Consider the following 22,241-nt stretch of genomic DNA (forward strand, 5'->3'; position numbering starts at 1 on the left):
TACGGATCAAGGGCCGGAAATGCGGTCGTTATTTCCGCATCGGGCGGATTTTTTTCGTTCGTTCCGGTTCGATATTTCAGGCAGAAACATCCCCAAATATTTCCAAATTTCTTGTGATTATTTTTGCTTGTAACCTGCATCGCGACGTTTGAAACCCATTTAGTGACAGGTTGCGCCGGCGGCAGTCCGCGGCGGCGCGGGTCACTTCTGCATCAAGTCTGGAGAAGCGCATTGCAACGTCTGATTCTGGTTGGCATGACGGTATGCGCGACGCTGCTGGCGAGCGCCGCGCCGGCCGAAACGGTGTTGCCCGCGACGACGTCGTGGATCGGCAACACGTTCGGCTATGGCGACGGCAGCTGGACGCAGATCGATATCCGCGCGATTGCGGTCACGCCTGAAGGCAAGGTGTATACGAATTCGCCGTGGGACGAGAGCGGGGCCGAGGCGAGCGTCTACCAGGACGGGAAGATGCTCGGCTTCGCCGGCGGTACGCACGGCTGGGGCAACCTCGGCGGCAACGCGATCGCCGTGAACAGCAAGTATGCGTACGTCGCGATCGGCGTCGGCAACGAGCGCGGCCATCTGCAGTCGCCCGGCATCTGGCCGGACAAGGGCAAGCAGTGGTTCGGCATCTCGCGGCGCACGATCGGCGACATGAAGCAGCCTGCACCGTTTCGCGCGGTGCCGCAGGCCGCGCCGGGCGGCCGCGCCGATACCGGCCGCGCGCGCATGGCCGCGAGCTTCATGATGATCAACGAGGTGCCGGCCCCCGCGCGCTCGGAAGTGGGCGAGGTGAAGGCGGAAGTGGGCGGCCTCGCGGCCGACGACAAGATACTGTTCGCGACCAATCCGTCGCGCGACGCGGTGGATGTGTACGACGCCGAGACGATGCAGCCGAAGGGCACGTGGAGCGCGCACGAGCCGGGACGCATCGCGCTCGCGGGCGACGGCACGCTGTGGCTGCTCACGGATACGCTGGGCGGGCCCGCGCACCTCGTGCATGTGCGTGCGGACGGCCGCAAGCTCGACGACGCGCCCGCGCTGTCCGACGGCACCGATGCGGTGGATGTGGCGGTCGACGCGAAAGGGCGCGTGCTCGTCGCGGACAACGGGCCGCGCCAGCAGATCCTGATCTTCTCGAAGGGCGGCAAGGGTTATGCGCAGTCCGGCACGCTCGGCGAGCGCGGCGGGATTTTCGCGGGCCCCGTGCCGGGGCGGCCGGGGCCACAGCGCTTCAACGGGCTGACGGGTGTCGGCGTCGATCGCGCGGGCAACGTGTATGTATCGATGAACGGCATCGGGCCGCGCCACGACACGATCGGCGCGGGGCTCGGCGCGGTGCTCGAAAGCTATACGCCGGACGGCAAGCTGCGCTGGCAGGTGCAGGGGCTGCTGTTCGTCGACGGCGCGTGGCTCGACCCCGCGCGGCCGAACAGCGTGTACACGGGCAACAAGCGCTTCGAGCTCGACCTGTCGAAGCCGCCGGGCCAGGACTGGAAATACGCCGGCTTCCTGTCGAACCGCTTCAAGTATCCGGACGACCCCGTGTTCCATACGGACCAGTGGCCGGGCATGCCGATCGCGCGCCGCGTCGACGGCCGCACGTTCCTGTACCTGACCGACATGTACGCCGATCACCTGAAGATCTACCGCTTCGACGCGAAGCGCGACGGCGAGGTCGCGATTCCGTCGGGCCTGATCGCGGGCCGCGCGCGGCCGGTCGACAAGGTGCCGAACAAGCCGCCCGGCGGCGACTGGCTGTGGCGCGACGCGAACGGCAACGGCCGCCTCGACGCGGACGAGTTCGAGATCAACACGACGGGCAAGGCAAAAGCGGGCGGCTGGGGCTGGTGGGTCGACACGAAGGGCGACATCTGGCGCACGAGCGACGTGCGCGGTATCCACCGGTTCCAGTACGGCGGCGTCGACAAGGCCGGCAACCCGATCTACTCGTACGACAAGGTCACGACCTACCCGATGCCGCAGCCGTTCACGCAGTTGCGCCGCTCGATCTACGACGCACAGACCGACACGCTGTACGTGACGGGCTACACGGCCGACGCGCCGCCGCAGCCGGGCATCAACAAGGAAGTCGGCCGCGTGCTGGTGCGCTACGACAAGTGGTCGACCGGCTCGCCGGTCGTGCGCTACCAGGTGACGCTGCCGTGGAAGCTCGACGCGAAGCCGATCTTCGACCTGATCGGGATCACGGTCGAGGGCCGCTACATCTTCACCGTGGAGCCGGTCGGCAAGATCCACGTGTACGACAAGGACACCGGCAAGGAAGTGGGCGTGATGAGCCCGGGCGCCGAGGTCGGCAAGGCGTCGGGCTGGGTCGACGTGCCGTTCGGCATCAGCGCGTTCCGGCGCGAGAACGGCGAGTACCTCGTGTTCGTCGAGGAAGACGCGCGCGGCAAGGTGCTGATGTATCGCTGGAAACCGTGACGGGCGGCGCGCCGTCGTCGTCCCCGTCACACAAGGCTCAAGCATGGACAAAGGCATACTCAAGAACGTTTCGATCAACTTCATCGGGCTGATCCTGCCGACCTTCGTGTCGCTGGTGACGGTGCCCGCCTATATTCACGCGCTCGGCGTCGAACGCTACGGCGTCGTCAGCCTCGTGTGGACGCTGATCGGCTATTTCGGGATCCTCGATCTCGGGATGAGCATGGCCGCGCAGAACCACATCTCGAAGGCGCTCGCGAGCGGCAACGACGACGAAAGCGCGCGCGTGTTCTGGAGCGCGTTCTGGCTGAATCTCGGCACCGGCATCGTCGGCGGGCTGCTGATCTATTTCGGCGCATTCGTCTACACCGCGTATTTCACGAAGGTATCGGCCGCGATGCAGCACGAGGTGTATCTCGCGCTGCCGTGGCTCGCGCTCGCGATTCCGCTCGCGAACGTGTCGTGGGTGTTCGCCGGTGCGATCAACGGCGCCGAACGGTTCGGCGTGTTCAACACGAACCAGACGATCGGCACGTTCCTGTTCCAGTTGCTGCCGCTCGGCGCCGCGTGGTGGATCGCGCCGAACCTGCAGACGGTGCTCGCCGCGGCCGTCGTCGCGCGCCTGATCGCGGCGGTGATGCTCGGCCACGCGAGCATCAAGGTGCTCGGCATCCGGCGCATCGATCCGCCGCAGTGGGGCACCGCGAAAGGGCTGTTCAACTTCGGCGGCTGGATGCTGATCGCGAGCACGACCAGCATGATCGCGGACACGCTCGACCGCGTGATGCTCGGCGCCGGCATGGGCGCGAAGTTCGTCACCTACTACACGGTGCCGCAGAACCTCGTCACGCGCCTGAACATGCTGCCGAACGCGCTCGTGCGCACGCTGTTCCCGCGCCTGTCGGCGGTGGGCCGCGACCACGCGGACACGCTCGCGCGCCAGTCGCTCGAATTCCTGAACGGCGTGTTCACGCCGGTCGGCATCGTCGCGATCTTCGCGCTCGCGCCGTTCCTCACGCTGTGGGTGGGCGCCGATCTGGCCGCGCACTCGGCGCCGGTCGGCCGCGTGCTGGTGATCAGCGTGTGGCTCGTCGGCCAGGCGAGCGTGACGCGGATCCTGATCCAGTCGCAGGTCAATCCGTCCCGCGCGGCATTCGCCGGGCTCGTCCAGATGCCGTTCTTCGTCGGCGGCCTGTGGTTCGGCATTCATCACTTCGGGCTGATCGGCGCGGCGGTGGTCGTCGCGGCGCGTGCGTTCGTCGACTACGGCGTGCTGCTGTACCTGTCGGCGATCCGGATGCGCGCGATCGTACTCGACATGCTGGCGCACCTGGCCTTCCTGCTCGCGAGCCTGTTTCTCGCGCAGGCATGGCCGGGGCTCGTCCAGTCGATCGGCATGTGCGCGATCGTGGTGGTGTTGAACGTCGCGTGGTCACTCACGATGACGCCGGGGCTGCGCGCGCTCGTGCGCGACCTGTTTGTCCGTCTCAATGCGAGGAAAACTGCATGAATCGCGATCTGGCGGAACACGCCGTTTTGAACCTTGCCACGGCGGACGCCGCCGTGGCCGAAGCCGGCGATGCCGCCGTGTTGCACCGTCCGGCGCCGGCCGGGCAGGCGGGCGCGCGCCATGCGTCGCGCACGCTGCGCGTGGCGATCGTCCACGACTGGCTCGTCACCTACGCCGGCGCCGAGCGCGTGCTCGAACAGATCGTCGCGTGCTTTCCCGATGCCGACCTGTTCAGCCTCGTCGATTTCCTCGACGATCGCGCGTTCGTGCGCGGCAAGCCGGTGACGACGTCGTTCATCCAGAAGCTGCCGTTCGCGCGCACCAAGTACCGCAGCTACCTGCCGCTGATGCCGCTCGCGATCGAGCAGCTCGACGTGTCGGAGTACGACCTCGTGATCTCCAGCAGCCACGCGGTCGCGAAGGGCGTGCTGACGGGGCCGGACCAGGTGCACATCAGCTACGTGCATTCGCCGATCCGCTATGCGTGGGACCTGCAGCACCAGTACCTCGAACAGTCGAACCTCACGCACGGGCCGAAATCGCTGCTCGCGCGGATGATCCTGCACTACATCCGCAACTGGGACACGCGCACCGCGAACGCGGTGGACGGCTTCGTCGCGAACTCCGCGTTCATCGCGCGGCGGATCAGGAAGGTCTATCACCGCGATGCGGCGGTGATCTTCCCGCCGGTCGACGTCGATGCGTTTTCGCTGAATGCGGCGAAGGAGGATTTCTACCTGACCGCGTCGCGGATGGTGCCGTACAAGAAGATCGACCTGATCGTCGACGCGTTCTCGCGCATGCCCGAGCGCAAGCTCATCGTGATCGGCGACGGCCCGGAGATGCAGAAGATTCGCGCGAAGGCCGGCCCGAACGTCGAGATCATGGGCTACCAGCCGTTCGCGGTGCTGCACGACCGGATGCGGCGCGCGAAGGCGTTCGTGTTCGCGGCCGAGGAGGATTTCGGGATTTCCGTCGTCGAGGCGCAGGCCTGCGGCACGCCGGTGATCGCGTACGGCAAGGGCGGCGCGCTCGAAACCGTGCTCGACCCGCGCTCGGATGCGAACCCGACCGGGCTGTTCTTCGACGAGCAGACGCCGCAGGCGATCGTCGCGGCCGTCGACGATTTCGAGCGCGCGCCGCAGCGCTTCACGCCGAACGCCTGCCGGACGAACGCGCAGCGGTTTTCCGCCGATACGTTCCGGCGGCGTTTTCTCGACTATGTGGAGGCCGCGCTGCCCGGCTCGACCGCGCAACGCGGCACGGCCGTCGCGCCGATGCCGGCCGCGCGCGGCCCGGCGACGCTCGTGCTCGATCAGAGCGGCGTGCTTGGCGGCGCGGAACTGTCGCTGCTCGAGATCATGAAACACATGCGCGCGAACGCCGACGTGCTGCTGTTCGACGACGGCCCGTTCCGCGCGGCGCTCGACGAGATCGGCGCGCGCGTCGACGTGGTCGACCAGGGTGCGCTCGCCGGCGTGCGCAAGCAGGGCGGCGTGTCGGCCGGTGCGTTGAAACAGCTCGTGCGGCTCGTGCGCGACGTCGCGCGGCGTGCGCGCCGCGCCGAGGTCATCTACGCGAACACGCAGCGCGCGATGGTGGTCGCCGCGCTTGCCGGGCGGCTCGCGCGCAAGCCGGTGGTCTGGCACCTGCGCGACATCGTCAGCACCGACCATTTCGGCAGCAAGCAGTTGCTGGCGATCAAGTACTGCGCGCGGCTCGGCGTCACGCGCGTGATCGCGAACTCCGACGCGTCCGCGCAGGCGTTCCGCGCGCTGACGGGCTTCACGCCGCAGCACGTCGACGTCGTGTTCAACGGCATTTCGGCCGAGCCGTTCGATGCGCTGGACGGCGTCAGCCAGGCCGCGCTGCGCGCGCGCCTCGGGTTGCCGAAGGATGCGTGGCTCGTCGGCTCGTTCAGCCGTCTCGCCCGCTGGAAGGGGCAACACGTGCTGCTGGAGGCCGCCGCGCGGCATCCCGACATGCACGTGGTGCTGGTCGGCGCGCCGCTGTTCGGCGAGGACGAATACGCGGCGCAGCTGCACGAAACCGTCGCGCGGCACGGGATGGACGAGCGCGTGCATTTCCTCGGGTTCCAGCGCGACGTGGCCGCGTGCATGACGGCGGTCGACGTCGTCGCGCACACGTCGATCACGCCCGAGCCGTTCGGGCGCGTGATCGTCGAGGGGATGCTCGCGCGCCGGCCGGTCGTCGCGGCCCGTGCGGGCGGCGTCGTCGAGATCATCGAGGACGGCGACAACGGGCTGCTCTGCGAGCCGGGCGACGCGACCGCGCTGGCCGACGCGCTGGACACGCTGAAGCGCGACGGCGCGCTGCGCGAGCGGCTCGTCGCGAGCGGGCGCGCGACGGCGGTGCGGCGGTTCGGGACCGAGACCTACGTGCAGCGGGTCGAGAAGATTCTCTCGGATACGGCGAAGGCCGCGAAGGCTAAGAAGCAATAATTGGCGCGAGCCGGCCGGAAACGGGTGGCAAGTGGGCCCTCATGCGGCGTTGCGCTGCGTGGGGGTTTTGCTTTTTGGGGTGGATGCGTTGTTGCGGGCAGGGGGTTGCGCGCCGTGTCGGGTGCGAGATTCGCTGGTCGTCGTTTCGACCGGGATCGCCCGGATTGCCCGGATCGCCCAGATCACCCAGATCACCCAGATCACCCAGATCACCCAGATCACCCAGATCACCCAGATCACCTAGATCACCTAGATCACCCAGATCGCCCAGATCGCCCAGATCGCCCAGATCGCCCAGCGGCAAGAAGATGCAGAGGTTGTTGAGCGGTAGAAGTCGACATGGAACGGCCGATGCGGGCCGTAGCGCGGTCGGGCAGCGGAGGGTTGCCCCGTCCCGCTCAACCGGTCGTCCAACCGCGCCACGGCCATGAAAAAGCCCCCGTGCAGCGCAACGCCGCACGGGGGCTCCGGAATGAGGCGAGGCCGCGGCCGCGTCAGGCCGTCCGCTCAGGCGCCGGCGCGACGACGCGCGTGGTGCGTGTCGGCTTGAAGCTGGCCGACCACATCATCGCGGGCCGCTCGAACAGCCGGTAGAACAGGTAAGCGACCGGAATCGCAGCGGCCATGAACGCGAACGACGGCCAGATCGACAGCTGCAGTTCGGAGTGAAACAGCACCGAGCCGAGGCAGACGAACAGCGGCAGGTGGATCAGGTACAGCGAGTAGCTGAAGTCGCCGAACCAGCCGAGCACGCGCAGCGGCGGCGTCGGCCGCGGCGGGCGGGCGAGCGCGCGGTACAGGAAGCACGCGAAGCCGGCCGACCACAGTTGGAACGCGCCGTACTGGCCGAAATGGAATGCGCCGCAGCCTGCGGCCAGCAGCACGGCGGCCGCGATGTACCACGCGCGCGACGGCACGGCGGCCGCACCGCGCGCCGGTTGCGCGCGCACGTCGGCGATCCACGCGCCGATCGTCCACGACAGCCAGTACGACGTGAAGAACTGCAGGTCGTGCCGTTCGAGCAGCCACGCCGACGCGACGTTGACGAGCGCGACCGCGGCCACGACTGCCGGCATGCCGATGCGCCGGCGCACCGCGAACAGCAGCGGGTAGATCGCGTAGAACTGCACTTCGAGCGACAGCGTCCACAGCGCGCCGTTCGACCCGTACGTATAGCCCGCGACGCCCTGCAGCGAGAACAGGTTCACGAGGAACGCCGTGACGCCGATGTCGCGGATCTTGTGGCTGACGGGCTCGATCTGCAGGCTGACCGCGTCGAGCGCGAGCGTGAACAGCAGCGCGGCGAGCAGCACCGGGTAGATGCGCGCGAACCGGCGCGCCCAGAAGTTCGGCGCGTCGAGCCGGTAGGCGGGATCGGCCGCGAGCTTGAGCGCCGCGTTGCGGTGGATGCAGTAGCCGCTGATCACGAAGAAGATCGGCACGCCGGCGGAGCCCCACGCGAACGGGAAGGTCAGGTAGCCGGCGATCACGCCCGGGGCGAGCGCATGGCCGTAAGCGTGATGGAAGCTCTGCATGCCGACCCAGACGACCTGGCGGCAGTGGAAATAGGCGACGAGCAGCGCCGCGAAGCCGCGCATCGCGTCGATCACGTGCTCCTTGTGATCGGCGACGGGCGGCGCGGTCAGAGACGATCCGCTGAAAGCTTGCATGCGATTCGATTCCTTGCGACGGGTGAAGAGGAAGACGGACGAACGGGAAGTCTGGTCCAATCGTAATGCGCAAGAATTCGATCAATGAATAAAAAAATCTCGCCCGGAAATAACGGAATTCCACATGATGGGTTTATCGGATTCTGAAAGCGGTTTCGCGGGCGCTTCAATTATTTGCCGATTTTTTTCTGATAGTTTGAAGCTCCAGTTGATTGATGCAAGGAGCGGCAAGATGGACATGCATTGGATCGCGAGCGCGGCAGTACTGCTGGTCATGGCCGTGCTGTCGGCGTACCGTGAGGCGCTGAAGAACGAGCCGATTCGCCCGGGCCTCGATCGGGGCGGCGTGCCCTATATCGAGGAATTCGAATCGTAAGAATTTGTATCCGGAAAATCGGTAATTTGTTTCTGCTTCGGCAACTGGTTCGGCAATATCGACCGGGTTGAAGGGATTATATTTTTTTCGGAATCATAGGGCAATCAGTCCATGTCGAAAATGAGCGGAGTGGAATTGGCAGTGCCGTCGATTCTCGATATGCCGTTCGGAAAACAATCGCGCCGGGTCGCAGGTCGACGCGGCGCAGTCAACGCAATCAGGATGCGAACATGTTGAAAGTCACCAAGGCCGTGTTCCCCGTTGCCGGTCTCGGCACGCGGTTCCTCCCGGCAACGAAGGCGAGCCCGAAGGAAATGTTGCCCGTCGTCGACAAGCCGCTGATTCAGTACGCGGTCGAGGAAGCGATCAACGCCGGTATCACCGAGATGATCTTCGTCACCGGGCGCAGCAAGCGCGCGATCGAGGATCACTTCGACAAGTCGTACGAGATCGAGGCGGAACTCGAGGCGCGCGGCAAGGAAAAGCTGCTCGAACTCGTGCGCGGCATCAAGCCGAGCAACGTCAACTGCTTCTACGTGCGCCAGCCGGAAGCGCTCGGCCTGGGCCACGCGGTGTTGTGCGCGGAAAAGCTCGTGCACGGCGAGCCGTTCGCGGTGATCCTCGCCGACGACTTGCTGCACGGCGAGCAGCCGGTGCTCAAGCAGCTCGTCGACGTGTTCGACCACTATCACAGCTCGGTGATCGGGGTCGAGACGATCGCCCGCGAGGACAGCCGCTCGTACGGCGTCGTCGAAGGCCGCGAGTGGGAAGAGGACGTCATCAAGCTGTCGGGCATCATCGAGAAGCCCGCGCCGGAAGATGCGCCGTCGAACCTCGGCGTGGTCGGCCGCTACGTGTTCATGCCGACGATCTTCGATCACCTGCGCCGGCTCAAGCCGGGTGCGGGCGGCGAACTGCAGCTCACCGACGCCGTCCAGTCGCTGCTCGCGAACGAGCAGGTGCTCGCGTATCGCTACTTCGGCACGCGCTTCGACTGCGGCAGCAAGCTCGGCTATCTGAAGGCAACCGTCGAGCTCGCGCTCCAGCATCCGGAAGTGAGCCGCGAATTCGAGGCGTACCTGCGTACCTGTTTGCCCGCGCTGGCTGCTGTCGCCTAAGCTGCCGCGCGCTCCGTCGTTTCAGGTGGTGGTTGTTCCGTTGGCCCCGGCCGCTTATGCGCCGGGGCTTTTTTGCTTTTGACGGTGCGCGATTATGGTGCAGGCTCCGGCGTGTCGTATTGCCGGGGGCGCGTGGAGCGCGGTGCCGTGTGAGGTGTGGGGCGCTCCGGCATGGTTCGGCGTCACGCTTGAAACCGGTGCCGAAGCGTTCGTCCGGGCGGCCGGATCGGTGTTGGCGTTGCGGGGTGCGCATCGATGTCGGCACCGGTGTCGGGCAATGACGCAATGCGGCGACGCGTCGGTGCTTCGACGCCGTTCGCATCGCGGCTTTCCCGCGGTAATTTCTGTTCGGTGCTTTCAGCAGTTGCCCGGCGTTCAGCGCGCCGACGTGCTCGGTCGCGCGACGAAATGCCGGGCCAGCATCGCGGCGATCGGCTTCTTGAAGTCGAGCAACCTCTTTTCGAGGTAGCGCCAGGACAGGTGCGCAAGTAGCACCGCAAGCGCGAATTGCAGCATCTCGGGCAGCACGTCCCGGACGATTTCCGGGATCGGCGCGTGCGCGAAGCGCGCGGGGATCACGCCGAAGCGTGCCGGAATCAGGTTGTGGAACAGGTAGAAGCCGTAGCTGATCGTGCCGAGATAGGCGAGCGGCGCCCGGTCGAGCAGCGACACGACGGGGTGCCCGGGTTCGCTGATGATCCACAGCATCAGCGCGGCGAGCGACACTGACAGACCGAGATCGGCGAGCCCCGCGACCGCGTCGGGCAACGTCGTGCACGCGGGCAGCACGAGGAAGAACACGACGCCTGCCGCGCCGAGCCAGCCGGGCGGCACGCGGCGCACGGCGGCCGGCCCGCGATCGGCGAGCGCCATCGCGCCGACGCCGCCGAGCGCGATCAGCGCGAAATTCCACGGGGAAAACGCGTAGATCAGCACCGGCGACGCGTCCGACAGATAGAGCGCGAGATGGGCGAGCGCGCACAGCGTGACGGCCGCGACGCCGAGCGCGACGTGTCGCGCGGCGGGTACCGCGAGCAGGGCGAGCGGCGCGATCAGATAGAACTGCTGTTCAACCGCGAGGCTCCAGAAGTGCGACGTGGAGCCGGGCCAGCCGTCCTTGACGACACCGATCCAGTAATTCGACAGGAACGCCGCGTGCCACGCGAGCCCGAGATTGACGCCGCGCTGGTAGAACAGCGCGTGCGCGATCGCGAGCGCGGCGAGCAGCAGGTAGTACACGGGGAAGATCCGCAGCGCGCGCTTCGCGAGGAACAGCGCGAGCGCGTGGCGGCGCGTCATGGTGCCGCACTCGACGGCCTGGCGGTTGCGATGCAGCTCGCCGACGATCAGGAATCCGCTGATGAGGAAAAACGTCCACACGCCAAGCTTGCCGACGTCGACGGCAAGGACGTGGCCCTTGTGGGACAGGAAAACGAGGATGACGGCGATGGCTCGCAGGCCGTCGAGTCCTTTGACGTATCTGGCTTCGCGCATGAAGGCATCCGGGCATTGAGCGAGGCCAGTATAGGTGCGCAAATATCGAACGTAATTCACGTTCCGACGCATACGTAACGAGGTTTTTCGACGTTCGAGCGTCGATGAAGTCGGTCGCGTGCAACAAAAACTGCGGGAAACCCCGCGAAAACGCATAAAAGTACTGCACGAAGCGTCAAGGCGCTTGTAGAATCCGGCGTTGAAGCGCGCGCATTGCACGCTTCGTGTATCCAACGAACGACCACACCTGGTAGGAGAAACATGGCGACTTCCGCAAAAAAGGTGGCCAAGAAGGCTGCCGCCGCACCGGCCAAGAAAGTGGCTGCTAAGAAAGTAGCGCCCGCGAAGAAAGTAGTGGCCAAGAAGGCCGCCGTCGCGAAGGCGCCCGCTGCTCCGACGCCGCTGAAGGACAAGTTCACGAAGGCATCGCTCGCAACGCACATCGCTGAGCGCGCAGCCGTGGAAGTGAAGGCGGTCAAGGCAGTGCTCGCCGCACTCGAGAACGTCGTGCTGGGCTCGGTCCACAAGAAGGGCGCAGGCGAGTTCACGCTGCCGGGTCTGCTGAAGATCACGGCACAAGTCGTGCCGGCGAAGAAGAAGCGCTTCGGCAAGGATCCGTTCACGGGCGAAGAGCGTTGGTTCCCGGCGAAGCCGGCCAGCGTGCGCGTGAAGGCACGTGCGCTGAAGAAGCTGAAGGACGCGGCAGCGTAATGCCGCGCAACGGCTGCCGAATGCATGTCGGCAGCCGTTGCGAAGTCCGACGATCCCCGTACGCGAAAGCGTGCGGGGATTTTTATTGCGCTGCGCAAATCGTGCGACCGCGAAGCGGCGAAGCAGCGGCGATGCGCGGTTCGATGCGTGACGTGTGCCGAATGGCAACTGGCGCATGCGTCATGCCGAACGACACGCGTCATTCACGCTTGCCGTTTTTCTATCGTCGTTTGCCCCGCGCGTTGCGTGCGCATCGTGAGGGCCGCGCGTCGTGACGGAATGCATCCCGGCCGAAATCGCCGGACAGGTGGACGCCGCGCGCGCCACGATCGAGCGGCATTTCGGTGCGACGCTGGAGGCGATTCACCTGTTCGGATCGGTGCTCGACGGCGGCCTGAAACCGCGCAGCGACATCGACCTGCTGGTGACCGTGACTTTGCGGCCCGACGAATCGGCGCGGCGCGCGCTGATGTTCGACCTGCTCGCCGCATCGGCGCCGCCCGGTTGTGCAGGCGGCATGCGCGCGCTCGAGGTCACCGTCGTCGTGCTCGGCGACGTGGTGCCGTGGCGCCATCCGGCGCGACGCGAGCTGCAGTTCGGGGAGTGGCTGCGCCGCGATCTGGAAGCGGGCATCGTCGAGCCGGCGCTTGCCGATCACGATCTCGCGATCCTGCTGACGAAGGCGCGACTGCACAGTGTCGCGCTGGTCGGGCCGGCGGCGGCCACGCGATTCGAACCGGTGCCCGCGCGCGACTTTGCCGCCGCGCTGCTCGCGACCGTCGCGCAGTGGGATGCCGAACCGGACTGGCGCGGTGACGAGTGCAACGTGGTGCTCGCGCTCGCGCGCATCTGGTACAGCGCGGTGACCGGCGGAATCGCGCCCAAGGACGTCGCCGCGGCATGGGTGCTGGAGCGGCTGCCCGACGCGCACCGGTCGGTTTTGGCGGCCGCGCGCGCCGCCTATCTCGGTGGCGAAGCGGGGGCGGCGATCCTGTCGGGTGAGCCTCTCGATGCGTTCATCGGCTATGCGCGGCGGACCGTTGAATCGCTGCTGTCGGTGTAGCGGCGGATGGATGCCGCGGCGTACGCGATCGGCCGGCGGGCCGACCCGCCGCGGATCACGTGTGCCGTCGCGGCGGCCGCTCACTCGAGCGGTCGAGCCGGACAGCCGTCGGCGCGTCGCGGCGTGCCTTCACGCAACCATGGCGCAACGCGCTTCGTCAACCCGCCGTGCCTGCATAGGCGGCCTTCAGCGCGGCATCGTCGAGCTTGATCATCTGCATCATCGCGGCGGCCACGCGCGCGGCCTTGACCGTGTCGCGATCGACCATCATCGGGATCAGCGCTTCAGGCACGATCTGCCACGACACGCCGTAGTGGTCTCTCAGCCAGCCGCAGGCGTCGGCCGTGCCGCCGTTGTCGAGCAGCGCGCTCCAGTAGCGATCGAGTTCCGCCTGGTCGGCGCAACTGACCAGCAGCGAGATCGAATGGTTGAAGGAGTCGGTGCGCGGGTGGCTCATCGCGAAGAACGGCTGCCCGAACAGCTCGAACTCGACCATCCTGGTGCCGTCGGTGCCGGGCACCGCCGTGACGCGCACGACGCGCGAATCCGGAAAGATGCCTGTATAGAAGGCCGCTGCTTCTTCGGCTTCCGTCGAATACCAGAGAAAAGGCGTGATCTTCTGAATCGTCATGGCGAATCTCCTTGTCTGTATGGACCGGCGAGCAAACCGTGTGCCGCCATCGATACGACGGACGACGGTAGCCGAAATCGACACGCCGGCGCGTTTGGCCGCCGCGCCGGATGAGCGGTGCCGGCAGTGCGGATGGTAGTCGCCCGGCGCACGGACGGCGAGTGGCCCGGGCGTTCGGAAACGGCGTTTGCGGCGCGTTGCAGCCTCCAGGCGCCGCTGCCTGTCCGTCGGCATGGCTTGGCCCCCGGGCTGCGGTCGCCGGTCGTGCGGGCGATGCCGGTGCGCTGGCGACGGACGAAAAAAAAGCCAGCCGCGGCCGAAACCGGGGCTGGCTTTCCAGTTCGGCGGCAAGGCGTCGGAGACGCCATGCACGCCGGATACATCGTTTTTAGAACTTGTGGCGCAGGCCGAGTGCGACGATTTCCTGCGAGCTCTTGCCGGCGATGCCGTACGAGCCGACCGATGCTTGTGCATCGCTGCCGTCCGCGTTCTTGCCGCTTGCGTGCTGGTATGCACCAACCAGGTAGACGTCCGTGCGCTTCGACAGCGAGTAGTCGGCGCCGAGCGAAACTTGATGGTACTTGGCGTCGGTGTCGCCGCTGCCCTTCGTGTAGATGTAGCCGAGGCCCAGCAGCAGCGGTGCCGATGCCTGGTACGTCACGAATGCGCGACCGGTGTTGTACTTCTGGTTCGTGCCGAAGCCCGAGTTCGCATCAGCCTTGTACTGCGAGTTGCTGTAGCCGAGGCCGAACGTCACCGGGCCGAATGCGTACTGGCCGGCCACTTGCGCGATGCCGATCGACGATGCCGACGTGTACGCGTTGTTGATGAAGCTGCCCGAGCCGTCGAAGATCGCGTCGGACGTGCCGGCCCAGCCTTGACGCAGGCCAGCGGCGTTCAGCGGAGCCGAGTTGTTGGCGTGGAAGTAGCCAGCAGCCAGGCCGAGCGGGCCGTTGTTGTAGGCCGCAGCTGCCGCCCACGTCTGACCCTTGCCGGTTGCGCCGGCGACGCCGCCGAGTGCGTACATGGCTTCGACCTGGAGGCCTGCCCAGACCGGCGACGTGTACTTGATTGCGTTGCTGACGCGCAGGCTGTTGTCGTTGTTGTCGACGTCGCCCGGCGTTGCGAAGACGCTGCCGAAATAGTTGTCGGCCGTGACAGCCTGAACCAGGTCGACGAGCGGGTCATACTGACGACCCAGCGTCAGCGTACCGTACTGGTTGCTTTGCAGGCCGACGAATGCCTGGCGACCGAACATGCGGCCACCCTGGCCCAGCGCGCCCGATGCCGAGTTGAAGCCGTTTTCCAACTGGAAGATCGCCTTCAGGCCGCCACCGAGGTCCTCGGAACCCTTCAGGCCGAAGCGGCTGCCCTGCAGGTTGCCGCTACCCATCGACCACGAATTGTTGCCTTGACCGTCGTTACCGTGAACATAGGTGATCGACGTATCGATCACGCCGTACAGCGTCACGCTCGACTGAGCTTGTGCAGCACCAGCGGCGCCCAGCAGGGCGAGCGAGAGGGTCGAGAGAGCAAGTTTCTTCATCGTTGAGATTCTCCACGCAAGTGATTCATCGTTATTTGTTGCGGATTGGAGAATAGCTCAGTGCCATAGACGCAAGAAAGCTTAAAAAATAAAGTGTCTCGAAAAGGTAACAGCGTTAAAAAGTCTATATATATCAAGCACATTAACGACTGTTCCTGTTTTTGAAATAGTTGACAATTGCTGCGATGCGATTGTTTCAATTGTTGATGCGCATTGCAGCGGAGCCCCTGTTTTTGCCCATTGCGACACGAAAACGAGGGGCTGCAAACGTTTGCGATTGCAGCGCCGATCGCGTTGGCATGCAGAGAACGTGTCAACGCCGCGCGAATGCGCGGCGGTTCACATGGTGATGAGGCGGCGGGCGGGGTGCCGGGGGATGCGCCGGCGTATGCGATGCCTCGCGAGCGGCCATATTGCGGCGTGCGCGCGCGTGCGAATCAGTCGCCGCGATTGGCCTGGGCCGATGCGGTCGGTGCGGTGCCGGCGGCCTGATGCGCGTTGCCGCGGGCCGCCGCGAATTCCGCGCCGAGCAGCAGCACGATCGCGGAGAAGTACAGCCACATCAGCAGGACCGCGAACGATCCGGCCGCGCCGAACGCACTGGCCGTGCCCGCATGCGCGAGGTACAGCGCGAACAGCTTCTTGCCGCCGGAGAACAGGATCGCGGACACGACGCCGCCGATCGCGGCGTCGCGCCACGCGACGCGCGCATCGGGCAGGAACTTCATCAATGACGCGAACGCGGCCGCCAGCACCGCGATGCCGACGAAAAACTGCACGAGGTTCGTGACGACGACATACGGCGAATTGCCGAGCAGCCAGGTGCCGACGAACGTGATCGCGGTATCGAGCACGAGCGACACGATCAGCAGGAACGCGACGCCGAGCACGAGCCCGAACGAGATCAGCCGCACGCGCACGAGCCCGAGCATGCTCGACCAGCGGTTTTCGGTGGCCGGCCAGATCACGCTCAGCGCGGCGCTGAGCGACGCGAAGGTGGCCGACGCGCCGATCGCGAGCGCGGCGAACGAGATCAGCGTCGCGAGGCCGCCGCGTTCGCCCGCGCGGTGCGCGTTCTGCACGATCGTCTGGATGCTGGCGGCGGCGTCGTTGCCGATCAGCTGGTGCGCCTGTTCGAACACCTGGCCGCGCGCGGCGTCGTCGCCGTAGAACCAGCCGGCCACCGCGATCACCATCACCAGCATCGGCGCGAGCGAGAACGCGGAGAAGAACGCGATGCCCGCGGCCATCGCGGAGCAGCGGTCGGACGAGAAGCGCTTGAATGCGGTAAGGGCCCAGTTGGCCTGCTGTTGGGCGAGGCGGGTCGCCTCGGAGGTGATCGGTCGTTTCATGAGGTATCGGTCGAGATGCCGCGCGGCGGTCACCATCGGTAATCGGACAATTCAGAATTGATCCGAAGAATCGAACATAGTTGCGCGGACTGTCTATAATTCCTTTCAGTTTCCCCACCCCCACAATAACGCCGAGACCGCCATGCTACAAATGTCCCGGCGCCAGTTCCTGAAGGTGACGGCCACGTCGCTTGCCGGATCGAGTCTTGCCCTGATGGGCTTTTCTCCGTCCGAAGCGCTTGCCGAAGTCCGACAGTACAAGCTGGCGCGCACAGTCGAAACGCGCAACACCTGTCCTTACTGTTCAGTGGGTTGCGGCATCCTGATGTACAGCCTCGGAGACGGCGCGAAGAACGCGCAGCCGAGCATCATCCACATCGAGGGCGATCCCGACCATCCCGTCAATCGCGGCACGCTGTGCCCGAAGGGCGCGAGCCTGATCGACTTCATCCACAGCCCGAACCGCCTGACGCATCCGGAATACCGCGCGCCCGGCTCGGACAAGTGGGAGCCCATCTCGTGGACCGACGCGCTCGACCGCATCGCCAAGCTGATGAAGGCCGACCGCGACGCGAACTTCGTCGAGACGGCGGAAGACGGCTCGAAGGTCAACCGCTGGCTCACGACCGGCATGCTGGCCGCGTCGGCGGGCAGCAACGAGGTCGGTTACCTGACGCACAAGACTGTCCGCAGTCTCGGGATGCTCGCATTCGACAATCAGGCGCGTGTCTGACATGGCCCGACGGTGGCAGGTCTTGCCCCGACGTTTGGCCGTGGAGCGATGACGAACCATTGGGTCGACATCAAGAACGCGGACGTGATTCTCGTGATGGGCGGCAATGCAGCCGAGGCCCATCCGTGCGGTTTCAAGTGGGTAACGGAGGCGAAGGCGCACCGCAAGGCGCGGCTGATCGTCGTCGACCCGCGCTTTACGCGTACGGCCTCGGTGGCCGATTACTACGCGCCGATTCGCACCGGCTCGGACATCGTCTTCCTGGGCGGCGTCATCAACTATCTGCTGACGAACGACAAGATCCAGCATGAGTATGTGAAGAACTACACGGACTTCACGTTCATCGTGCGCGAGGATTTCGCGTTCAACGACGGCATCTATTCCGGCTACGACGCGGAGAAGCACGCGTACCCGGACAAATCGAGCTGGGACTACGAGCGCGGCGACGACGGTTTCGCCAAGGTCGACCCGACGTTGCAGCATCCGCGCTGCGTGTACAACCTGCTGAAGCAGCACTACGCGCGCTATACGCCGGACATGGTCCAGCAGGTCTGCGGCACGCCGAAGGAGAAATTCCTGAAGGTCTGCGAGATGCTCGCGACGACCGCCGTTCCCGGCCGCGCCGGCACGGTGCTGTACGCGCTCGGCTGGACGCACCACTCGATCGGCGCGCAGATCATCCGCACCGGCGCGATGGTGCAGTTGCTGCTCGGCAACATCGGCATCGCCGGCGGCGGGATGAACGCGCTGCGCGGCCACTCGAACATCCAGGGGTTGACCGACCTCGGGCTGATGTCGAACCTGCTGCCGGGCTACATGACGCTGCCGATGCAGTCCGAGCAGGATTTCGACGGCTACATCAAGAAGCGCGTGCAGCCGCCGCTGCGGCCGAACCAGCTGAGCTACTGGAAGAACTACAAGGCCTTCCACGTCAGCTTCATGAAGTCGTGGTGGGGCGATGCGGCGACCGCCGAGAACAACTGGGGCTACGACTACCTGCCGAAGCTGGACAAGCAGTACGACCTGCTGCAGACGATCGAGCTGATGAGTGCCGGCAAGATGAACGGCTACATCTGCCAGGGCTTCAACCCGCTCGCGGCGGCGCCGTCGAAGGTGAAGACGGCCGCGGGGCTCGCGAAGCTGAAGTGGCTCGTGATCATGGATCCGCTCGCGACCGAGACGTCCGAGTTCTGGAAGCATCACGGCGACTACAACGACGTCGATTCGTCGAAGATCCAGACTGAGGTGTTCCGTCTGCCGACCACGTGCTTTGCGGAGGAAAACGGCTCGCTCGTGAGTTCGAGCCGCGTGCTGCAGTGGCACTGGAAGGGCGCGGAGCCGCCGGGCGAGGCGAAGAGCGATCTCGAGATCATGTCGGGGCTGTTCCTGCGCATGCGCAAGATGTACCAGACGGACGGCGGCAAGTATCCGGACCCGATCGTGAACCTGACGTGGCCGTACGCGAACCCGGAAAGCCCGACACCCGAAGAACTCGCGATGGAGTTCAACGGGCGCGCGCTCGCCGATCTGCCCGACCCGAAGGATCCGGCCAAGACGCTCGTGAAGAAGGGCGAGCAACTGGCCGCGTTCGCGCAACTGAAGGACGACGGCACGACGTCGAGCGGCTGCTGGATCTTCTGCGGTGCGTGGACACAGGCCGGCAACCAGATGGGGCGGCGCGACAACTCGGACCCGACCGGCATCGGCCAGACGCTGAACTGGGCGTGGGCGTGGCCGGCGAACCGGCGGATCCTGTACAACCGCGCGTCGTGCGACGTGAGCGGCAAGCCGTTCGACCCGACCCGCAAGCTGATCGGCTGGAACGGCAGCGCGTGGAAGGGCGCCGACATCCCCGACTTCAAGGCGGACGAACCGCCCGAGAACGGGATGGGGCCGTTCATCATGAATCCGGAGGGCGTCGCGCGTTTCTTCGCACGTGCAGGGATGAACGAAGGCCCGTTCCCCGAGCACTACGAGCCGTTCGAGACGCCGATCGGCACGAACCCGCTGCACCCGAACAACCCGCTGGCACTGAACAACCCGGCTGCCCGCGTGTTCCCGGACGACCGCGCGTCGTTCGGTCAGGCACCGGAGTTCCCGCACGCGGCGACCACGTACCGGCTGACCGAGCATTTCCACTACTGGACCAAGCATGCGCGGCTGAATTCGATCATCCAGCCCGAGCAATTCGTCGAGATTGGCGAAGACCTCGCGAAGGAAGTCGGCGTCGCGCATGGCGAACGCGTGAAGGTGTCGTCCAAGCGCGGCTACATCATCGCGGTCGCGCTGGTCACGAAGCGGATCAAGCCGCTGACGGTCGACGGCAAGAAGGTCCAGACGGTCGGCGTCCCGTTGCACTGGGGCTTCAAGGGTCTGACGAAGCCCGGCTATCTCGCCAATACCCTGACTCCGTCCGTGGGTGACGGCAACTCGTACACACCGGAATTCAAGTCGTTCCTGGTGAAGGTCGAAAAGGCGTAAGGGGAAAGAGATGGCATTGCAATCGCTGGATATCAAGCGCGTCTCGGCCACCACGACGCCACCGCCCACGGTGCGCGAACCGGTGACCGGGAGCGTCGCGAAGCTGATCGACGTATCGAAGTGCATCGGCTGCAAGGCATGCCAGACGGCGTGCATGGAGTGGAACGACCTGCGCGACGAGGTCGGCACCAACGTCGGCGTGTACGACAACCCGGCCGACCTGACCGAGCACTCGTGGACGGTGATGCGGTTCTCCGAATACGAGAACCCGGCCGGCGACCTCGAATGGCTGATCCGCAAGGACGGCTGCATGCACTGCGAGGATCCGGGCTGCCTGAAGGCGTGTCCGTCGCCGGGCGCGATCGTGCAGTACAACAACGGGATCGTCGATTTCCACGAGGAGAACTGCATCGGTTGCGGTTATTGCGTGACCGGCTGCCCGTTCAACGTTCCGCGGATCTCGAAGAAGGATCATCGCGCGTACAAGTGCACGCTCTGTTCCGACCGCGTCGCGGTCGGCCAGGAACCGGCCTGCGTGAAGACCTGCCCGACAGGCGCGATCGTGTTCGGCACCAAGGAGGACATGAAGCAGCACGCGGCCGAGCGGATCGAGGACCTGAAGGAGCGCGGCTTCGAGCATGCGGGGCTGTACGACCCGCAGGGCGTCGGCGGCACGCACGTGATGTACGTGCTGCACCACGCCGACAAGCCGTCGCTGTACCACGGGCTGCCCGACAATCCGTCGATCAGCCCGATGGTGAAGCTGTGGAAGGGCATCGCGAAGCCGCTGGCGGTCGCCGGCATCGCGCTGACGGCGCTCGCCGGGTTCTTCCACTACGTCCGGGTCGGCCCGAACGAGGTGAGCGAAGAGGAAGAATCGGCCGCGCGCGACGAAGCGCGACGCATCAAGGAGGACGCGAAATGAAGCACGACGACCCCAACCTGATCGTCCGCTACTCGGCGAACGAGCGCACGAACCACTGGATCACCGCGATCACGTTCGTGCTGCTCGCGCTGTCCGGGCTCGCGCTGTTCCATCCGTCGATGTTCTGGCTGACCGCGCTGTTCGGCGGCGGCCAGTGGACGCGGATCCTGCATCCGTTCGTCGGCCTCGTGATGTTCGTGTCGTTCTCGATCCTGGTCGTGCGCTTCTGGCATCACAACGCGCTCGACGCGGACGACCGGCAGTGGCTGAAGCAGATCGGCGACGTGCTGACCAACCAGGAGGACAAGCTGCCGCCCGTCGGCCGCTATAACGCCGGGCAGAAGCTGCTATTCTTTACGCTGGTGGCGTGCCTGCTGTTGCTCCTGCTGTCGGGAATCGTGATCTGGCGGCGCTACTTCTCGTTCTACTTCCCGATCGGGGTGATCCGCGCGGCGGCCGTCGTGCATGCCGTGGCGGCCTTCGTGCTGATCGCGAGCATCATCGTGCACATTTACGCGGCGTTGTGGGTGAAGGGCTCGATTGGCGCGATGGTGCGCGGCACCGTCACGCTGGGCTGGGCACGCAAGCATCACCCGAAGTGGTTCCGTGAAAGCGTGAAATAACGCACCGGAGCGGGGCGCTCGCCGATCGCGGCGGGTTGCCTCGTCAGCCGTCGGAACCGCCTGAAAAGCGCCGACCTGTCGGCGCTTGTTTTTTTGGAAGACATTTTTGTGACACAACGCATTCTTGAACCGACCGAGATCTCGGCACTCGATCATTCGGCCATTCCGCGCTTCTGCCTGCCGGAGCGCGCTACCGCGTTCTCGGCGCGCGCCGCGCGGCTGCGCAAGCTGGCCGACCTGAACCCGATCAGCGGTTACCTGCGGCTGATGGCCACGGTCGCCGATGCGCAGCATGCGGCGCTGCAAACGCTGGAGCTGCCGCTGCCGTCCCAGGAAGCGATCGCGCGCGCGCAGCAGCATTCGATGCCGCTCGTGCCGGCGCTCGACGGCGAGCGCGACCCGCGCTGGCGCGCCGTACTGTACGAGCTGCTCGACCGCGTCGAAGGCGCCGGGCTCGTCAATCCGTCGCTCGCGAAGCTGCTCGACCGGCTGCGCCTGATGGCGCCCGCCGAACTCGACGCGCAGGCCGACGCAATCCTCGCGCTGCGCTTCGCCGAAGTCGACCCGGCCACCGCGCCGTTCCTGATGGCCGCGCTGCAGGTCGTGTGGACCGATCTCGCGAGCCGCGTGGCGCCGTCCGACGTCCCTTATCTCGACCAGCCGGGGCTGTGCCCCGTGTGCGGCACGCATCCGGTCGCGAGCGTCGTGCGGGTCGGTGGCCAGTTCCAGGGCTACCGTTTCCTGCAGTGCGGGCTGTGCACGACCGAGTGGCACATGGTGCGCACGAAGTGTTCGCACTGCGACTCGACGAAGGGCATCGCGTATCACGGCATCGAGGGCGGCAGCGAAGCTGTCAAGGCCGAATCGTGCGACGAGTGCAAGACCTATCGCAAGATCGGCTATCAGGAGAAGGACTACGAGTTCGAGCCGCTGGCGGACGATCTCGCGAGCCTCACGCTCGACCTGCTGATGAACGAGGCCGGATACCAGCGCAGTTCGCCGAACCCGCTGCTGTGGCCGGACGTCTCGCGGGAAGCGGATTGACGGCACGGAGCCGGGGCGGTGCGCAAGCGCCGGCTTCGGCCGACTGCGAAGCAT

The 22,241-nt window shown here is 65.9% G+C and carries 17 protein-coding genes; 11 read left to right on the plus strand and 6 right to left on the minus strand.

Annotation, left to right across the window (positions count from 1 at the left end; genetic code table 11):
• The first annotated feature begins 255 nt into the window (after window positions 1-255).
• The 3 genes from BBJ41_RS18310 to BBJ41_RS18320 are packed head-to-tail and all read left to right on the plus strand — an operon-like array spanning window position 256 to window position 6,420.
• Window positions 256-2,448: an NHL repeat-containing protein gene (locus BBJ41_RS18310; RefSeq protein WP_069747783.1), complete on the plus strand. Its 2,193-nt coding sequence runs from the start codon at window positions 256-258 to the stop codon at window positions 2,446-2,448.
• 43 nt (window positions 2,449-2,491) lie between these two features.
• Window positions 2,492-3,958 carry a flippase gene (locus BBJ41_RS18315; RefSeq protein WP_069747784.1) on the plus strand — a complete coding sequence of 489 codons (1,467 nt, stop codon included), beginning with the start codon at window positions 2,492-2,494 and terminating at the stop codon, window positions 3,956-3,958.
• On the plus strand, window positions 3,955-6,420 hold the full coding sequence (locus BBJ41_RS18320; RefSeq protein ID WP_069747785.1) for a glycosyltransferase family 4 protein: 2,466 nt from the start codon (window positions 3,955-3,957) through the stop codon (window positions 6,418-6,420). Before BBJ41_RS18315 ends, BBJ41_RS18320 begins: the two co-directional genes overlap by 4 nt.
• Before the next feature lie 39 nt (window positions 6,421-6,459).
• Here the strand turns inward: BBJ41_RS18320 and BBJ41_RS41455 are convergent, their stop codons facing one another.
• A complete protein-coding gene (locus BBJ41_RS41455; protein ID WP_156814819.1) occupies window positions 6,460-6,660 on the minus strand; it encodes a hypothetical protein in 201 nt (66 codons plus the stop codon).
• A 254-nt stretch (window positions 6,661-6,914) separates the two neighbouring features.
• Window positions 6,915-8,090 carry an acyltransferase family protein gene (locus tag BBJ41_RS18325; RefSeq protein ID WP_069747786.1) on the minus strand — a complete coding sequence of 392 codons (1,176 nt, stop codon included), beginning with the start codon at window positions 8,088-8,090 and terminating at the stop codon, window positions 6,915-6,917.
• A gap of 124 nt (window positions 8,091-8,214) precedes the next feature.
• Here BBJ41_RS18325 and BBJ41_RS40485 point away from each other — a divergent pair, with 124 nt between their 5' ends.
• Both BBJ41_RS40485 and galU read left to right on the plus strand, forming a co-directional pair.
• Complete coding sequence (locus BBJ41_RS40485; RefSeq protein ID WP_156814820.1) at window positions 8,215-8,466, plus strand: hypothetical protein; 252 nt, start codon at window positions 8,215-8,217, stop codon at window positions 8,464-8,466.
• Window positions 8,467-8,696: 230 nt separating this feature from the next.
• Window positions 8,697-9,584, plus strand: coding sequence for a UTP--glucose-1-phosphate uridylyltransferase GalU (galU, locus tag BBJ41_RS18330; protein ID WP_069747787.1), 888 nt, complete (start codon window positions 8,697-8,699; stop codon window positions 9,582-9,584).
• Between the two features lie 375 nt (window positions 9,585-9,959).
• On the opposite strand, the gene BBJ41_RS18335 is transcribed toward galU, so the two are convergent.
• On the minus strand, window positions 9,960-11,078 hold the full coding sequence (locus BBJ41_RS18335) for an acyltransferase family protein (RefSeq protein ID WP_069747788.1): 1,119 nt from the start codon (window positions 11,076-11,078) through the stop codon (window positions 9,960-9,962).
• Window positions 11,079-11,339: 261 nt separating this feature from the next.
• Here BBJ41_RS18335 and BBJ41_RS18340 point away from each other — a divergent pair, with 261 nt between their 5' ends.
• Together BBJ41_RS18340 and BBJ41_RS18345 are read left to right on the plus strand one after the other, a co-directional pair.
• On the plus strand, window positions 11,340-11,789 hold the full coding sequence (locus BBJ41_RS18340) for an HU family DNA-binding protein (protein WP_069747789.1): 450 nt from the start codon (window positions 11,340-11,342) through the stop codon (window positions 11,787-11,789).
• A 271-nt stretch (window positions 11,790-12,060) separates the two neighbouring features.
• On the plus strand, window positions 12,061-12,852 hold the full coding sequence (locus BBJ41_RS18345; RefSeq protein WP_069747790.1) for an AadA family aminoglycoside 3''-O-nucleotidyltransferase: 792 nt from the start codon (window positions 12,061-12,063) through the stop codon (window positions 12,850-12,852).
• A gap of 157 nt (window positions 12,853-13,009) precedes the next feature.
• Here the strand turns inward: BBJ41_RS18345 and BBJ41_RS18350 are convergent, their stop codons facing one another.
• The 3 genes from BBJ41_RS18350 to BBJ41_RS18360 all read right to left on the minus strand — a co-directional run bounded on the left by BBJ41_RS18350 (window position 13,010) and on the right by BBJ41_RS18360 (window position 16,381).
• The gene (locus BBJ41_RS18350; protein ID WP_069747791.1) at window positions 13,010-13,483 is read right to left on the minus strand and encodes a VOC family protein; all 474 of its coding nucleotides are present in this window, start codon (window positions 13,481-13,483) and stop codon (window positions 13,010-13,012) included.
• Between the two features lie 388 nt (window positions 13,484-13,871).
• Window positions 13,872-15,029, minus strand: a complete 1,158-nt coding sequence (locus BBJ41_RS18355; protein WP_069747792.1) for a porin — start codon at window positions 15,027-15,029, stop codon at window positions 13,872-13,874.
• A 437-nt stretch (window positions 15,030-15,466) separates the two neighbouring features.
• Window positions 15,467-16,381 carry a YihY/virulence factor BrkB family protein gene (locus tag BBJ41_RS18360; RefSeq protein WP_069750251.1) on the minus strand — a complete coding sequence of 305 codons (915 nt, stop codon included), beginning with the start codon at window positions 16,379-16,381 and terminating at the stop codon, window positions 15,467-15,469.
• Between the two features lie 142 nt (window positions 16,382-16,523).
• Between BBJ41_RS18360 and fdnG the strand changes: the two genes are divergently transcribed.
• The 4 genes from fdnG (at window position 16,524) to fdhE (ending at window position 22,187) form a co-directional block, all read left to right on the plus strand.
• Window positions 16,524-19,595: a formate dehydrogenase-N subunit alpha gene (gene fdnG / locus BBJ41_RS18370; RefSeq protein ID WP_156814821.1), complete on the plus strand. Its 3,072-nt coding sequence runs from the start codon at window positions 16,524-16,526 to the stop codon at window positions 19,593-19,595.
• Between the two features lie 10 nt (window positions 19,596-19,605).
• The gene (gene fdxH, locus BBJ41_RS18375; RefSeq protein ID WP_069747795.1) at window positions 19,606-20,520 is read left to right on the plus strand and encodes a formate dehydrogenase subunit beta; all 915 of its coding nucleotides are present in this window, start codon (window positions 19,606-19,608) and stop codon (window positions 20,518-20,520) included.
• Window positions 20,517-21,143, plus strand: a complete 627-nt coding sequence (locus BBJ41_RS18380; protein ID WP_069747796.1) for a formate dehydrogenase subunit gamma — start codon at window positions 20,517-20,519, stop codon at window positions 21,141-21,143. Before fdxH ends, BBJ41_RS18380 begins: the two co-directional genes overlap by 4 nt.
• A gap of 108 nt (window positions 21,144-21,251) precedes the next feature.
• A complete protein-coding gene (gene fdhE, locus BBJ41_RS18385; protein ID WP_175972589.1) occupies window positions 21,252-22,187 on the plus strand; it encodes a formate dehydrogenase accessory protein FdhE in 936 nt (311 codons plus the stop codon).
• Window positions 22,188-22,241: the final 54 nt, after the last annotated feature.

This window comes from Burkholderia stabilis (assembly GCF_001742165.1).
Lineage (GTDB): Bacteria > Pseudomonadota > Gammaproteobacteria > Burkholderiales > Burkholderiaceae > Burkholderia > Burkholderia stabilis.

Excerpts from the sequence above, each read along its gene's own strand:
- BBJ41_RS18310 (WP_069747783.1), top strand. The coding sequence starts at position 256 with ATGACGGTATGCGCGACGCTGCTGGCGAGCGCCGCGCCGGCCGAAACG.
- BBJ41_RS18315 (WP_069747784.1), top strand. The coding sequence starts at position 2,492 with ATGGACAAAGGCATACTCAAGAACGTTTCGATCAACTTCATCGGGCTG.
- BBJ41_RS18320 (WP_069747785.1), top strand. The coding sequence starts at position 3,955 with ATGAATCGCGATCTGGCGGAACACGCCGTTTTGAACCTTGCCACGGCG.
- BBJ41_RS18325 (WP_069747786.1), bottom strand. The coding sequence starts at position 8,090 with ATGCAAGCTTTCAGCGGATCGTCTCTGACCGCGCCGCCCGTCGCCGAT.
- BBJ41_RS40485 (WP_156814820.1), top strand. The coding sequence starts at position 8,215 with ATGATGGGTTTATCGGATTCTGAAAGCGGTTTCGCGGGCGCTTCAATT.
- galU (WP_069747787.1), top strand. The coding sequence starts at position 8,697 with ATGTTGAAAGTCACCAAGGCCGTGTTCCCCGTTGCCGGTCTCGGCACG.
- BBJ41_RS18335 (WP_069747788.1), bottom strand. The coding sequence starts at position 11,078 with ATGCGCGAAGCCAGATACGTCAAAGGACTCGACGGCCTGCGAGCCATC.
- BBJ41_RS18340 (WP_069747789.1), top strand. The coding sequence starts at position 11,340 with ATGGCGACTTCCGCAAAAAAGGTGGCCAAGAAGGCTGCCGCCGCACCG.
- BBJ41_RS18350 (WP_069747791.1), bottom strand. The coding sequence starts at position 13,483 with ATGACGATTCAGAAGATCACGCCTTTTCTCTGGTATTCGACGGAAGCC.
- BBJ41_RS18355 (WP_069747792.1), bottom strand. The coding sequence starts at position 15,029 with ATGAAGAAACTTGCTCTCTCGACCCTCTCGCTCGCCCTGCTGGGCGCC.
- BBJ41_RS18360 (WP_069750251.1), bottom strand. The coding sequence starts at position 16,381 with ATGAAACGACCGATCACCTCCGAGGCGACCCGCCTCGCCCAACAGCAG.
- fdxH (WP_069747795.1), top strand. The coding sequence starts at position 19,606 with ATGGCATTGCAATCGCTGGATATCAAGCGCGTCTCGGCCACCACGACG.
- BBJ41_RS18380 (WP_069747796.1), top strand. The coding sequence starts at position 20,517 with ATGAAGCACGACGACCCCAACCTGATCGTCCGCTACTCGGCGAACGAG.